Genomic DNA, 15,160 nt, shown 5'->3' on the forward strand with positions numbered 1-15,160 from the left:
ATGCTCGGCCATCCGCTGAGCGTGCGGCGCGCGTGCCTCTGGGCGCTGCTGCCGGCCTCGGTGGCAGTGCTGTGGTCACTAGCCGGCAGCGGCGTCGTGCTGGCCCAGTCGATCACGGCGCCGACGATCGACCATGTCGCGCCGGGTGACACTGCATTGACGCTGGCGTGGACAGCGCCCGCGGGCGCGACCGGGGTGGTGGCCTACGACGTGCGCCACATCCTGACCAGCGCCACCGACAAGTCCGACGCCAACTGGACGGTGGTGGACGACGCGTGGACCGAAGGGCCCCTGCGGGCGATCCTGACCGGGCTCACCAACGGTTCCTCCTATGACGTGCAGGTGCGGGCGACCACAGCCAGCGTGGACGGCGCCTGGTCGACCACCACCACGGGAACCCCGGCCGAGCCGGGCGGGTCGCTCTCGACAGCGGTCAGGATCGTGGCGGAACTCCCGGTTCAGGGCGTCCTCGGCCCGAACGCCGACGCGGACTATTTCCGCTTCGACGTCACGGGCACCGCCGACCGCGACTACTACGCCTACACGACGGGGGACACCGACACCTACGGCGAGCTGTACAACCAGAGCGGCATCCGCCTCAACCTGTCCGACGACGCGTACGTCGTGTCGGGCCCGCGCAATTTCATGATGACCGGGGAGCTCTCGCCGGGGAGCTACTACGTCAAGGTCACGGGCCACAGCGGGGCGCAGGGCGCCTACACGCTGTACGTCGGCACCCTGGCGGAGCCCGTCGCTCTGGCCGATGCGCCGCTCATCGAACTCGGGGGAGTGGGGCGCGGCGTCTTGACAGCGGCAGACACCGACTTCTTCAAGCTCGTGCTGACCGAGACCACCGACGTGGCGGTGCGAAGCGGTGGCTTGGTGCCGGATCTGGCTGGCAAGATTCTCGTTCCGGGCGTGACCCACAGCCAGAACGACGACGCATGGCTGTGGCCGCATGATCTCCAGTTCGCGATGCGCACCCGGCTGGCGGCCGGGACCTACTACATCAGCGTCAAGGCCTTCGGCAGCCAGCCCTACGGGAGCCGGACCGGCTTGTTCACCCTGCATGTGGATGCGGCGCCCGAGCCGGGCAGCACGCGTGCGATGGCAGCGCCCCTGGCGCTGGGCGCCACCGGCGGCGGCCGCATCGACCCGGCAGGCGACGTGGACTGGTTCCGAATCGAACTCGCCTCCTCGGAGCAGGTGTGGATCTCGGCGACGAGCTTCGATCGGACGGGCAGCGACATCGTCGACGTCGAACTGGAGTTGACGGACCAGAACGGCAACACGCTTCCCAGGCACATCTACGATGTGCGCAAGAGCACCATCGGGCACCAAAGCATCTTCAGGGGCACGTTGGAGGCGGGGACCCATTACCTGCGAGTCAGCGCCGAGGACGCGACCGACACCGGCCCGTACCTGGTGGTTCTCCGCCGGGTCCAGTCATTCGACCGTCTCCCGCTCGACTGCGCCAAGGCGCCGGCCGGCGTCGACGATCCCCTGCTCGGCTGCCAGTGGCACCTCGACAACGACGGCAGCCTGGGCGGCACAGCGGGCGAGGACATCAACCTGGGCGCTGCGTGGAACACCACCATGGGCGCTGGGATCAACGTGGCGGTGGTGGACAGCGGGCTCGACTGGCGCCATGAGGATCTGCGCGACAACGTGCTGACGTCGCGCAACCACAGCTACATCATCGGCAGCGTCTCCCACGCCGATGATGGACACGGCACCGCCGTGGCCGGCCTGATCGCCGCACGCGACAACGATGTCGGCATGCGGGGCGTGGCGCCCCGGGCGAGCATCTACGCCTATGAGGCCGCGAACTACGGCACCACAGCCAACTACGCCGACTCTCAGTCGCGGGGCCGGGCCACCACGTCGGTTTCCAACAACAGTTGGAGCCGGAGCAAAGATGGCCATGTCGGCCGTCAACCCCGGCTGATCGATCTGGCTATCGAGTCGGGGCTGCGCGAGGGCGACGGCGGCAAGGGAGTGGTGTACGTCACCTCCGCCGGCAACGACGACGACAGTGGCGGGTGGGCGTCGCTGGACGGGTACAAGACCCACCACGGTGTGACCACGGTCTGTTCGGTCGACGCGTCTGGCGAGAGGGTGTTCAACTCAGAGCAGGGTCCCAACCTGTGGGTGTGCGCGCCTTCCAGGGGCCTGAGCGCCGCTCCCGGAATCGCCACCACGGCCAGGATCCACCATTACCAGGACAGCTTCGGCGGCACGAGCGCCGCCACGCCGATCGTGTCGGGGACGGTGGCGCTGGTGCGTGCCGCCAACCGGACACTGACTTGGCGGGACGTGAAGCTGATCCTGGCCGAGACGGCCCGCAAGAACGACGCCTCCGACAGCGGCTGGCAGCGTGGGGCCCAGCGGCGCGGGGCGTCCGGCCAGCATTACGAGCACAATCACCAGTACGGTTTCGGGGTGGTGGACGCCGAGGCGGCGGTGCAGCTCGCCTCCGCTTGGGCGAACCTTCCGTCGATGCGCACCGCCGCGGTGACCTCGGCCGGCGGCGCGGTGTCGGTTCCCGACAATGGGGCACGCGTTTCGCAGAGCGTGGAGTTCGACGCGCCGATCGACTTCGTGGAGTGGGTGGAGGTGGACGCGTCGTTCCGGGCGCCGGCGTTCCGAGACCTGGAGGTGGAGTTGGTGTCGCCGTCGGGCGCGGTGTCGGTGCTGTCGCCGCCCGCGTCCGTCGCCGCCTGCCCGGCGAGGTGCGGGCTGTACGCGCCGTTCCGGTTCGGTTCTGCGCGGCATCTGGGGGAGGACCCGTCGGGGACGTGGACGCTGCGGGTGCGCGACCGGCGGTCGGGCGGGGCTGTTTCGAGGCTGGACTCGTGGACGCTGACGGTGTACGGGCATCGTTCGGGGCCGGGGGCGCCTGCGCTGGGCGGGGTGGCGCCGGGCGACGGCTCGTTGACCGTGTCGTGGACCGCGCCGTCGGATCCGGGGGGTTCGGCGGTGGCGGGTTATGACGTGCGTCATATCCGCAGCGATGCTTCTGACCGCTCCGATGGGCAGTGGACGGTGGCGGCCGACGCGGCGGCGGCGGGCACCCGCAGCTACACGATCACCGGACTCGCCAACGGCGCCCGTCGCGACGTGCAGGTGCGGGCCAAGAACAGCACCCGCACCGGGGCATGGTCGGTGGCCGCGCCGGGCACGCCGGGCGCTTCCAACGGGGTGCCGTTCTTCTCCGACGGCGAGTTCGCCGTCCGCACCGTCGCGGAGACCGCCGGTGCGGGCGCGGGCATCGGCATGGCGCTGGCGGCGCGTGACAGCGACGGCGACACGCTGTCCTACACGCTCGACAGCCAGGGCGCAGCCTTGTTCGACATCACCTCCGCGGGCCGGCTGCAGACAAAGGCTGCGCTGGACTACGAGACGCGGCGGCGCTATTCGGTGACGGTCTCGGTGAGCGACAGCCTCGACGACGCGGGCGAGGCCGACACCGTGATCGACGACACCATTGCCGTCACTGTCGAGGTGACCGATGTCGATGAGCCCCCGGTGGTGAGCGGGCCGACCAGCCCGGGCTTTCCCGAGAACGGCATCAGCGCGGTGGCTGTCTATTCGGCTGTGGACCCCGAGGGTTCTGCTGTGTCGTTGTCGTTGTCCGGTGACGACGCCGCCGCTTTCGGCTTCGCCGGGACCGTGCTCGTGTTTGTGTCGCCGCCTGATTTCGAGTCTCCTGCCGATGCTGATGGTGACAACGTCTATGAGGTGACGGTGGCAGCGTCCGACGGGGCGACGACGGGGACGTTGGACGTGGAGGTGACGGTCACCGACGTGAACGAGACCCCGGTTCTGTCGGGGCCGTCGACGGTGGGGGTCGACGAGGGAACCGCTGCGACCGTGGCCGTTGCCACCTTCGCTGCCGCCGACCCTGACAACGACCCCATTGCATGGGCGCTGTGGGGCAACGACCGGGACGACTTCAGCATTTCCGATAGCGGTGAGTTGAGCTTCCGGGCGGTGCCCGATTTCGAGAACCCCGCCGACCGCAGCCGTGACAATGCCTATGCGGTGACGGTTCGGGCGTCGGACGGGTCGGTCACCGTTTCGCGGCAGGCGACGGTGAGGGTGCGCAACGTGGACGAGGCCGGCACGGTCACGTTCGCGCCGTTGCATCCCCAAGTCGGCGCCTTGGTCGGCGCTCAGCTTGCCGATCCCGACGGCGGGATGACATCGGTCGCCTGGCAATGGCAGCGGTCGCCCGACGGTCAGACCTGGACCTCGATCAGCGGAGCGACCGGGACGAACTACACGACGAGCTACACGCCGGTGGCCGCAGACGAGGGCCAGTGGCTGCGTGCGCAGGCCGGCTACCGTGACCGGCACGGTTCGGGCAAGACCGCCACCGGCACGTCGGTGTCGGCGACGCGGGCTGCGCCAGTGGCGAACCGGCCGCCCGTGTTCGCGCAGAGCCCGGTACAGCTCAGTGTCGACGAGAACACCCCGGCCGGTGTGAGGTTCGGCGCGGCCACGGCCGCCGACGCGGACAGCGACCCGCTCACCTACGTTCTGGATCACAGCGGCCGTGCGTTGTTCGGCATCGACGCCGGTACCGGCGGTGTGCTGACCAAGGCGCCGCTCAACCACGAAGCCCGCGGTTCGTACACCGTGCGGGTGACGGCCAGGGACCCCTCGGGCGCGTCCGCCGCAGTCACGGTGAGCATCGAAGTCGCAGATGTCGACGAAGAGGGAACGCTCACGCTGCCGGGCACACCGCTGCACGAAGGGCAGGTGCTGCGGGCCGCGCTCACCGAACCCGACACCGGGACGACCGGCCAGGTGTGGCTGTGGGAGCGCTCCCCCGACCAGAGCAGCTGGACAGCCGTCGACGGCGCCACCCAGCAGAGCCTGCTGCTGAGCGCCGCTGATGTCGGCCACTGGCTGCGGGCCACGGTCACCTACACAGACACGCACGGCCCCGGCAAGACCCTCGCGGCCGAAACGCTGCAGAAGGTGCAGCCCCGACGCGTTCAACCCCCTCCGCCGGGACCGGGAACCGGGCCGGGACCGGGACCCGGGCCGACGGGCGGCGGCGGCGGCGGTGGTGGCGGTGGTGGTGGCGGCGGCGGCGGCGATGATGATGAGGACGAGAGTCAGGGCGAGGCGGTGCGGTTGTGGGGCGCGGACAGGTACGCGACATCGCTGGAGGTGGCCCGGCAAGTGGCAGCGCTCAACGACGGCAAGCTCGACACCGTGGTGCTCGCCGGCGGGCACAGCTGGACCGACGCGCTCACCGCAGGGCCGCTGGCGGGCGCGCTCGACGCGGCGTTGCTGCTCACCGCCCCAGGCGGCCTCCCAGCAGGCACCGTCGCGTGGCTCGAGCAGCTTGGCGTGAGCGAGATCATCGCCGTCGGCGGCACACAGCACATCAGCGACGCCGCGCTCGCCGCGCTCGCGCACATCGACCCCCACCCCGAGCGCATCGCCCACACCGACGGCCTCGCTGCCGCCGCCGTCGCGGTCGCCCGCCGCGTCGGGCGGCCCGCCGGCCTCGGGCCGATCTACGGGCGCCTCGTGATCGTCGCGTCAGGACGCACCTTCGCCGACGCGCTCGCCGCGGGGCCGTTCGCCGCATCGGGGCCCTATCCGATCCTGTACGCCGACGCGGGCGCGCTGCACCCCGATGCCGCCGCGTACCTCGCCGAACATGCCGACCATGTCATCGTCATGGGCGGCACCGCCGCGGTGTCGGCCGACATCGAAGCCCAGATACGCGCGATTCCCCAAGCCAACCGCAGCGGCCAGCGGCCCATGGCCCTCACCCGCCTCGGCGGCGCGGACCGCTACGCCACCGCGGTCCGGTTCGCCCGCTGGCTCGACACCCCCTTCCTCGACGGACGCCACTGCTTCAAAGCCGACACCGTCGGGCTGGCCACCGGCACCGACCCCGCCGACGCCGCCGCCAGCGCGCCCCTGCTCGCCCGCCGCTGCGCGCCGCTGGTCCTCACCCGACCCGACCGCATACCGCCAATCACCAACAGCTACCTGCGCGTCACCCAAGAACTCATCGTGTTCGGCGGCACCAAAGCCATCAACCCAACCGCACTCGCCGACTGGAACCAATAGCCCCCCACTGATTCACCCCGGCCCACCTTCCCGAACTCGACGCGCTCCGGGACGCGGTCAAGGCCCACCTTCCCGCCTACTGCGCCCCCCGAGCCTTGGAACTCGTCAGCGAGCTGCCCCGAACATCGCTCGGCAAGACCCAGTGCTGGCGCATCTGACAACAGCGACCACGCGGTTTGACCCAGGCTCGGGCCGTGTCGTGCATTGCACCGGTGACCGAGTGTTGCATGATTTGGTTTCACCGAAATCAAGTTATGCTAACTTGTGCACGAGAGCACAGGATTCTCTATGCACCCCAAACCGAAGAGCCTGCACGACCGTGACGTCGAGTGGCGGGATCTCGCCGACTTCGTCGCCGCGCATGGCCCGCGGCTGCGACTGGGCCTCATGTACGGGCGTCGTCGATATGGCAAGAGCTACCTGCTGCGACGGCTGACCGAGACCTTCGGCGGTGTGTACCACTTGGTGTTGAACGAAGGCCAACGGGCTGCCCTGGACAGGTTTGCCCGCAGCGCGGCTTCGCTGCACCCGGGCGCCCCGCCGGGGCATTTCAGCGACTGGGGCGATGCGCTGTCACAGGTCGTCGACACCCTTGGCGATCGCCAAGACGGACCCCACGTGCTCGTGCTCGACGAGTATCCCTACCTGCGCGACACCAGCGCAGAACTGGATTCGGTGATCCAGTCCCTCATGGACGAATCGAGCGGCGGCGATCTCGGGGCGGACTGGCGCGCTCCGGTCTCGATCATCGTGTGCGGCTCGGCCATGTCGGTCATGACCGGCATCCTCAGCGGCACCTCGCCGATGCGCGGACGCGCGAGCCTGGACATGTCGCTCGGATCGTTCGACTACCGGCAGTCGCGCGACTATTGGGGCTTCGCCGACGCGGCGATCGCCTTGAGCGTCGATGCAGTCGTGGGCGGCGCGGCCGGCTACAAGGACCTCACCGCTGGGGCAGGCGTGCCGCAGAATCTCGACGAGCTCGGCCAGTGGATCTGCGACACCCTGCTGAACCCGTCCCACGCGCTCTTCCGTGAAGACGAGTACCTGCTGCGCGAAGACCCCCGGGTGACATCGGAGGCACCGTACTACTCGCTCTTGCAGGCGATCGCCGCAGGCCGTTCCTCCCAAGGGCAGATTGCCGCAGCGACTGGCCGGGCGTCTAGCGACATCGTCCACCAACTCGGCGTGCTGACCAGCGCCGGCTTTGTCCTGCGCGAAGACGACCTGTTGACCGCTCGCCGGCCCGCCTACCGGATCGCCGATCCGATCGTGCGCTTCCATCACCTCGTGACACGGCGCGACCGCGCACTGCTGGAAGACCGGCGAGCAGCAGAGGTCTGGAACTCGTCGACGCGCACATTCCAGTCTCAGGTCTTGGGTCCGCACTTCGAGACGGTCTGTCGTCGATGGGTCGGCCGCTACGCCTCGAGTGCGACGCTGGGCGGTGCCATCGGCCCGGTTCGGCGGACGCAGGTCAACGACCGTGGACGCCGCCAGTCCTTCGAACTCGACATCGCGGCGATGAGACGGTGGCCTGACGGCCGAACGACGCCGAGCGAGGTTGGTGTGCTGGGGGAAGCCAAGCTCTCCGTCTTGGGGACACGAGATCTCGATCGCTTGGACCGGACAGCCGAGCTATTGCAGCGCCGGGATGATGTCCGTGTGGCGCCAGACGCCAAGCGGGTGCTGTTCTCCGTTGCGGGATTCGACCCCGAGCTGCGCGATGCCGCCCAGCGTCGATCCGAAATCGAGCTCGTCGACCTCGAACGCCTCTACGACGGCGACTGAGCGGTCGGCAGGCCGAATGATCGGACAAGACGCTGCTCGGTAGCGAAGATGGCTCAATCAGCGATGGAAGAGGCCTCGGTAGGCACGGGCAGGTAGCCGCCGGGGCGCAGCACCTTCACGGCTGTCGCTCGATCCCAGCCGCCATTGGCATCGAGCCGCAGTGCCACGTCGGCGGGCAGGCGGCTGGTGCGTGGATTTGTTGGTTGGCTGGGTCCGTGTGCTGAGCTACTCTGCTTCGCTGATGACCCGGCCCTCTCCGACGACCGATCCGGGGGGGGGGGGGGGGGTACCGCACGTCGGGCGGCAGGGTGACGCGTTGCTCTGCGGTTCGGGTCGGCGTGGCGCTGTCGGTCCTCTTTGCGGGCGGATTTGTCTGGCGGCTGTGGGCCGCGCAGGAGTCTGAACGATCGGCGGGCGGCCTGTGGGTGTCGGCCGCCGCGACTGCGGGGGCGTCGACGCCCGTTTCTCATGAGGCGCCCGGGGTGCCCGAGATCGAGCCGTCCGTCGAGGCCGGCGGCCAAGGCACCATGGCGGTACAGCATGCGCCAGTGCAGCAGTCGTCGGCGGCGGTCGCGGCTGTCGGCGACGAGGAGGGCGAGACAGAGGCGTCGGCGCCGTCGGAGCCGGCGTCGGGGGAGTCCTACACGTGGCATGACGGCGACCGTGCTCTGGTGGTGCGGCTGCAGCCCGATTTGGTGCTCCTGGACGGCGATGTCGTTGCCCGTGACGACCTGGACCGGGTCGGCGGCGATGCCGATAGTGCGGCGGCGCAGAGCGAGGCCGGCGACGCCGGTCCGGGCCGAGTGCTGGCTGTGTTTCGCTCCGATGAGGGCGCGCTGATGGCATTGCCGGGCGGTGTGGTGCTGGTGCTCGACCCTGACTGGGACGGTGCGGCGGTCGCTTCGTTCTTCGAGCGCAACGGCGTCGCGGCCGGCCGCACGACGGCTCTGGACTACGTGGCCAACGGGTTCTTCGTTGAGACCCGACCGGGATTGGCGTCGTTGGACCTGGCGAACACGTTGGCCGCCCAGCCAGGCGTGGAGCTGTCGAGTCCGAATTGGTGGCAGCAGACCGCCACCGATTGAGCATGCTCGGCCATCCGCTGAGCGTGCGGCGCGCGTGCCTCTGGGCGCTGCTGGCGGCCTCGGTGGCAGTGCTGTGGTCACTAGCCGGCAGCGGCGTCGTGCTGGCCCAGTCGATCACGGCGCCGACGATCGGCCATGTCGCGCCGGGTGACACTGCATTGACGCTGGCGTGGACAGCGCCCGCGGGCGCGGCCGGGGTGGTGGCCTACGACGTGCGCCACATCCTGACCAGCGCCACCGACAAGTCCGACGCCAACTGGACGGTGACAGACGACGCGTGGACCGAAGGGCCCCTGCGGGCGATCCTGACCGGGCTGACCAACGGTTCCTCCTATGACGTGCAGGTGCGGGCGACCACAGCCAGCGTGGACGGCGCCTGGTCGACCACGACCACGGGAACCCCGGCCGAGCCGGGCGGGTCGCTCTCGACAGCGGTCAGGATCGTGGCGGAACTCCCGGTTCAGGGCGTCCTCGGCCCGAACGCTGACGTGGACTATTTCCGCTTCGTCGTCTCTGGCACGGGAATGCGCGAGTTCTACCTCTTCACTACCGGGGACACCGACACCTACGGCGAGTTGTACACCCAGAGCGGTACCCGCCGCTACCGGTCCGACGACGCGGGTATTGCGTCGGGTCCGCACAACTTCGTGATGAGCGGACGGCTCTCGCCGGGGACCTACTACGTCAAGGTGGAGGCGGGCCGCGATGGTGAGCAGGGTCCGTACACGCTGCACGTCGGCACCCTGGCGGAGACCACCGGCTTGGCCGACGCCACACCCATCGGCCTCGGCGAGACGGCGCGCGGTGTCTTCAGTTCCTTCGGCACCACGGCAGATGCCGATTACTTCAAGCTGGTGCTGGCCCAAGAGGCGGACGTGGCGGTGCGGGGCGGCGGCCAGGTGGCTGACACGCAAGGGGCGATTCTGAGTTCGAGCGGGGCCTGGATCAGCATCAACGATGACGCATGGCTGTGGCCCTCCACGAGGCAGTTCGCCATGCGGACCCGGCTGGCGGCCGGGACCTACTACATCCGGATCCAGCCCTGGACGAATCCGAGCATCCTACGACTCTCTGCTCCGACCGGTTTGTACAATCTGTACGTCGACGCGGCGCCCGAGCCGGGCGGAACGCGAACCACGGCCGCCCGCTTGGAACTCGGCGACACCGGCGGCGGCAAGATCGACCCGGCCGGCGACGTCGACTGGTTCCGCATCGACCTCGCCTCCTCGGCACGGGTGTGGATATCGGCGGCAAGCCGCGATGTCGACATCGACTTCGATCTGACCGATCACAATGGCAGCGCGTTGTCAAATCATGTCTACGATGTCGCCTTCGTCAACAGCAGATCGCTGACTTTGGCGTACTACAACGTGCTCAGCGACACGTTGGCGGCCGGCACCTACTATCTGCGGGTCAGCGCCGAGCAGGCGACCGCTACCGGCTCGTACCTGGTGCTGTTCTCGGGCGATGTGGGCTACGACCGTCTCCTGCGTCACTGTCCGCAGGCGCCGTCCGGCATCGAGGATCCCTTTTTTGGCTGCCAGTGGCATCTGGGCAACGACGGCAGCTTGGGCGGCACAGCGGGCGAGGACATCAACCTGGGCGCTGCGTGGAGCACCACCATGGGCGCCGGGATCAACGTGGCGGTGGTCGATGGGAGACTCGACCCGTTCCATGAAGACCTGCGCGACAACGTGCTGACGTCGCGCAACCACAGCTACGGCCCGGTTGACGGGTCCGTGGACTTCCACGGTACGGCGGTGGCCGGTCTGATCGCCGCACGCGACAACGATGTCGGCACGCGGGGCGTGGCGCCCCGGGCGAGCATCTACGGCCACGACCTGTTCTCGGAGTTCAGCGCGGCGAACGCGGCCGACGCTCTGGCGCGGGGCCGGGCCACCACGTCGGTCTCAAACAACAGTTGGGGAAATGTCGACAACGTCGGTGTCGGGCGCTCTTCCCGGCTGTTGGACCTGGCTATCGAGTCGGGGCTGCGGGAGGGCGACGGCGGCAAGGGAGTGGTGTACGTCGCCTCCGCAGGCAACGACCACTTGATCGGCGCATGGGCATCGCTGGAGGAACTCAATACCCATCACGGGTTCATCCCTGTCTGCTCGGTGGACAGCTTCGGCGGGCGGGCGAGCTATTCCGAGCAGGGCCCCAACCTGTGGGTGTGTGCGCCGTCCGGCGACCGGTCGCTCAAGAGCCGCCCGGATATGGCCACCACGTACAACTACAACCGTTACAGCGACGCCTTCGGTGGCACGAGCGCCGCCACGCCGATCGTGTCGGGGACGGTGGCGCTGGTGCGTGCCGCCAACCGGACACTGACTTGGCGGGACGTGAAGCTGATCCTGGCCGAGACGGCCCGCAAGAACGACGCCTCCGACAGCGGCTGGCAGCGTGGGGCCCAGCGGCGCGGGGCGTCCGGCCAGCATTACGAGCACAATCACCAGTACGGTTTCGGGGTGGTGGACGCCGAGGCGGCGGTGCAGCTCGCCTCCGCTTGGGCGAACCTTCCGTCGATGCGCACTGCCGCGGTGGCCTCGGCCGGCGGCGCGGTGTCGGTTCCCGACAATGGGGCACGCGTTTCGCAGAGCGTGGAGTTCGACGCGCCGATCGACTTCGTGGAGTGGGTGGAGGTGGACGCGTCGTTCCGGGCGCCGGACTTCCGGGACCTGGAGGTGGAGTTGGTGTCGCCGTCGGGCGCGGTGTCGGTGCTGTCGAGACCCGTGGCGCACCACCTTTGCCCGCAGTCGGGCCGGAGATTGTGTGCACTGCTGGCGCCGTTCCGGTTCGGTTCTGCGCGGCATCTGGGGGAGGACCCGTCGGGGACGTGGACGCTGCGGGTGCGCGACCGGCGGTCGGGCGGGGCTGTTTCGAGGCTGGACTCGTGGACGCTGACGGTGTACGGGCATCGTTCGGGGCCGGGGGCGCCTGCGCTGGGCGGGGTGGCGCCGGGCGACGGCTCGTTGACCGTGTCGTGGACCGCGCCGTCGGATCCGGGGGGTTCGGCGGTGGCGGGTTATGACGTGCGTCATATCCGCAGCGATGCTTCTGACCGCTCCGATGGGCAGTGGACGGTGGCGGCCGACGCGGCGGCGGCGGGCACCCGCAGCTACACGATCACCGGACTCGCCAACGGCGCCCGTCGCGACGTGCAGGTGCGGGCCAAGAACAGCACCCGCACCGGGGCATGGTCGGTGGCCGCGCCGGGCACGCCGGGCGCTTCCAACGGGGTGCCGTTCTTCTCCGACGGCGAGTTCGCCGTCCGCACCGTCGCGGAGACCGCCGGTGCGGGCGCGGGCATCGGCATGGCGCTGGCGGCGCGTGACAGCGACGGCGACACGCTGTCCTACACGCTCGACAGCCAGGGCGCAGCCTTGTTCGACATCACCTCCGCGGGCCGGCTGCAGACAAAGGCTGCGCTGGACTACGAGACGCGGCGGCGCTATTCGGTGACGGTCTCGGTGAGCGACAGCCTCGACGACGCGGGCGAGGCCGACACCGTGATCGACGACACCATTGCCGTCACTGTCGAGGTGACCGATGTCGATGAGCCCCCGGTGGTGAGCGGGCCGACCAGCCCGGGCTTTCCCGAGAACGGCATCAGCGCGGTGGCTGTCTATTCGGCTGTGGACCCCGAGGGTTCTGCTGTGTCGTTGTCGTTGTCCGGTGACGACGCCGCCGCTTTCGGCTTCGCCGGGACCGTGCTCGTGTTTGTGTCGCCGCCTGATTTCGAGTCTCCTGCCGATGCTGATGGTGACAACGTCTATGAGGTGACGGTGGCAGCGTCCGACGGGGCGACGACGGGGACGTTGGACGTGGAGGTGACGGTCACCGACGTGAACGAGACCCCGGTTCTGTCGGGGCCGTCGACGGTGGGGGTCGACGAGGGAACCGCTGCGACCGTGGCCGTTGCCACCTTCGCTGCCGCCGACCCTGACAACGACCCCATTGCATGGGCGCTGTGGGGCAACGACCGGGACGACTTCAGCATTTCCGATAGCGGTGAGTTGAGCTTCCGGGCGGTGCCCGATTTCGAGAACCCCGCCGACCGCAGCCGTGACAATGCCTATGCGGTGACGGTTCGGGCGTCGGACGGGTCGGTCACCGTTTCGCGGCAGGCGACGGTGAGGGTGCGCAACGTGGACGAGGCCGGCACGGTCACGTTCGCGCCGTTGCATCCCCAAGTCGGCGCCTTGGTCGGCGCTCAGCTTGCCGATCCCGACGGCGGGATGACATCGGTCGCCTGGCAATGGCAGCGGTCGCCCGACGGTCAGACCTGGACCTCGATCAGCGGAGCGACCGGGACGAACTACACGACGAGCTACACGCCGGTGGCCGCAGACGAGGGCCAGTGGCTGCGTGCGCAGGCCGGCTACCGTGACCGGCACGGTTCGGGCAAGACCGCCACCGGCACGTCGGTGTCGGCGACGCGGGCTGCGCCAGTGGCGAACCGGCCGCCCGTGTTCGCGCAGAGCCCGGTACAGCTCAGTGTCGACGAGAACACCCCGGCCGGTGTGAGGTTCGGCGCGGCCACGGCCGCCGACGCGGACAGCGACCCGCTCACCTACGTTCTGGATCACAGCGGCCGTGCGTTGTTCGGCATCGACGCCGGTACCGGCGGTGTGCTGACCAAGGCGCCGCTCAACCACGAAGCCCGCGGTTCGTACACCGTGCGGGTGACGGCCAGGGACCCCTCGGGCGCGTCCGCCGCAGTCACGGTGAGCATCGAAGTCGCAGATGTCGACGAAGAGGGAACGCTCACGCTGCCGGGCACACCGCTGCACGAAGGGCAGGTGCTGCGGGCCGCGCTCACCGAACCCGACACCGGGACGACCGGCCAGGTGTGGCTGTGGGAGCGCTCCCCCGACCAGAGCAGCTGGACAGCCGTCGACGGCGCCACCCAGCAGAGCCTGCTGCTGAGCGCCGCTGATGTCGGCCACTGGCTGCGGGCCACGGTCACCTACACAGACACGCACGGCCCCGGCAAGACCCTCGCGGCCGAAACGCTGCAGAAGGTGCAGCCCCGACGCGTTCAACCCCCTCCGCCGGGACCGGGAACCGGGCCGGGACCGGGACCCGGGCCGACGGGCGGCGGCGGCGGCGGTGGTGGCGGTGGTGGTGGCGGCGGCGGCGGCGATGATGATGAGGACGAGAGTCAGGGCGAGGCGGTGCGGTTGTGGGGCGCGGACAGGTACGCGACATCGCTGGAGGTGGCCCGGCAAGTGGCAGCGCTCAACGACGGCAAGCTCGACACCGTGGTGCTCGCCGGCGGGCACAGCTGGACCGACGCGCTCACCGCAGGGCCGCTGGCGGGCGCGCTCGACGCGGCGTTGCTGCTCACCGCCCCAGGCGGCCTCCCAGCAGGCACCGTCGCGTGGCTCGAGCAGCTTGGCGTGAGCGAGATCATCGCCGTCGGCGGCACACAGCACATCAGCGACGCCGCGCTCGCCGCGCTCGCGCACATCGACCCCCACCCCGAGCGCATCGCCCACACCGACGGCCTCGCTGCCGCCGCCGTCGCGGTCGCCCGCCGCGTCGGGCGGCCCGCCGGCCTCGGGCCGATCTACGGGCGCCTCGTGATCGTCGCGTCAGGACGCACCTTCGCCGACGCGCTCGCCGCGGGGCCGTTCGCCGCATCGGGGCCCTATCCGATCCTGTACGCCGACGCGGGCGCGCTGCACCCCGATGCCGCCGCGTACCTCGCCGAACATGCCGACCATGTCATCGTCATGGGCGGCACCGCCGCGGTGTCGGCCGACATCGAAGCCCAGATACGCGCGATTCCCCAAGCCAACCGCAGCGGCCAGCGGCCCATGGCCCTCACCCGCCTCGGCGGCGCGGACCGCTACGCCACCGCGGTCCGGTTCGCCCGCTGGCTCGACACCCCCTTCCTCGACGGACGCCACTGCTTCAAAGCCGACACCGTCGGGCTGGCCACCGGCACCGACCCCGCCGACGCCGCCGCCAGCGCGCCCCTGCTCGCCCGCCGCTGCGCGCCGCTGGTCCTCACCCGACCCGACCGCATACCGCCAATCACCAACAGCTACCTGCGCGTCACCCAAGAACTCATCGTGTTCGGCGGCACCAAAGCCATCAACCCAACCGCACTCGCCGACTGGAACCAATAGCCCCCCACTGATTCACCCCGGCCCACGGGCTGAGCTGCGCGCCACGGC

General features: G+C 69.8%; 4 protein-coding genes. All 4 read left to right on the plus strand.

Translation table 11 applies throughout. The features are described 5' to 3' along the window. Complete coding sequence (locus ACOGI8_RS01160) at positions 1–6,099, plus strand: cell wall-binding repeat-containing protein (protein ID WP_419855074.1); 6,099 nt, start codon at positions 1–3, stop codon at positions 6,097–6,099. Positions 6,100–6,387: 288 nt separating this feature from the next. Further along, positions 6,388–7,890 carry an AAA family ATPase gene (locus tag ACOGI8_RS01165; RefSeq protein ID WP_419855075.1) on the plus strand — a complete coding sequence of 501 codons (1,503 nt, stop codon included), beginning with the start codon at positions 6,388–6,390 and terminating at the stop codon, positions 7,888–7,890. Between the two features lie 338 nt (positions 7,891–8,228). Continuing rightward, positions 8,229–8,975 carry a hypothetical protein gene (locus tag ACOGI8_RS01170; protein ID WP_419855076.1) on the plus strand — a complete coding sequence of 249 codons (747 nt, stop codon included), beginning with the start codon at positions 8,229–8,231 and terminating at the stop codon, positions 8,973–8,975. Between the two features lie 2 nt (positions 8,976–8,977). Next, complete coding sequence (locus ACOGI8_RS01175) at positions 8,978–15,112, plus strand: cell wall-binding repeat-containing protein (protein WP_419855077.1); 6,135 nt, start codon at positions 8,978–8,980, stop codon at positions 15,110–15,112. Positions 15,113–15,160 lie beyond the last annotated feature (48 nt).

It is taken from the genome of Candidatus Poriferisodalis sp. (assembly GCF_965204195.1).
Classification (GTDB): domain Bacteria; phylum Actinomycetota; class Acidimicrobiia; order Acidimicrobiales; family Poriferisodalaceae; genus Poriferisodalis.

What these genes read in the sequence shown, in the direction of transcription:
- ACOGI8_RS01165 (WP_419855075.1), top strand. Translation starts at nt 6,388, where the DNA reads ATGCACCCCAAACCGAAGAGCCTGCACGACCGTGACGTCGAGTGGCGG.
- ACOGI8_RS01175 (WP_419855077.1), top strand. Translation starts at nt 8,978, where the DNA reads ATGCTCGGCCATCCGCTGAGCGTGCGGCGCGCGTGCCTCTGGGCGCTG.
- ACOGI8_RS01160 (WP_419855074.1), top strand. Translation starts at nt 1, where the DNA reads ATGCTCGGCCATCCGCTGAGCGTGCGGCGCGCGTGCCTCTGGGCGCTG.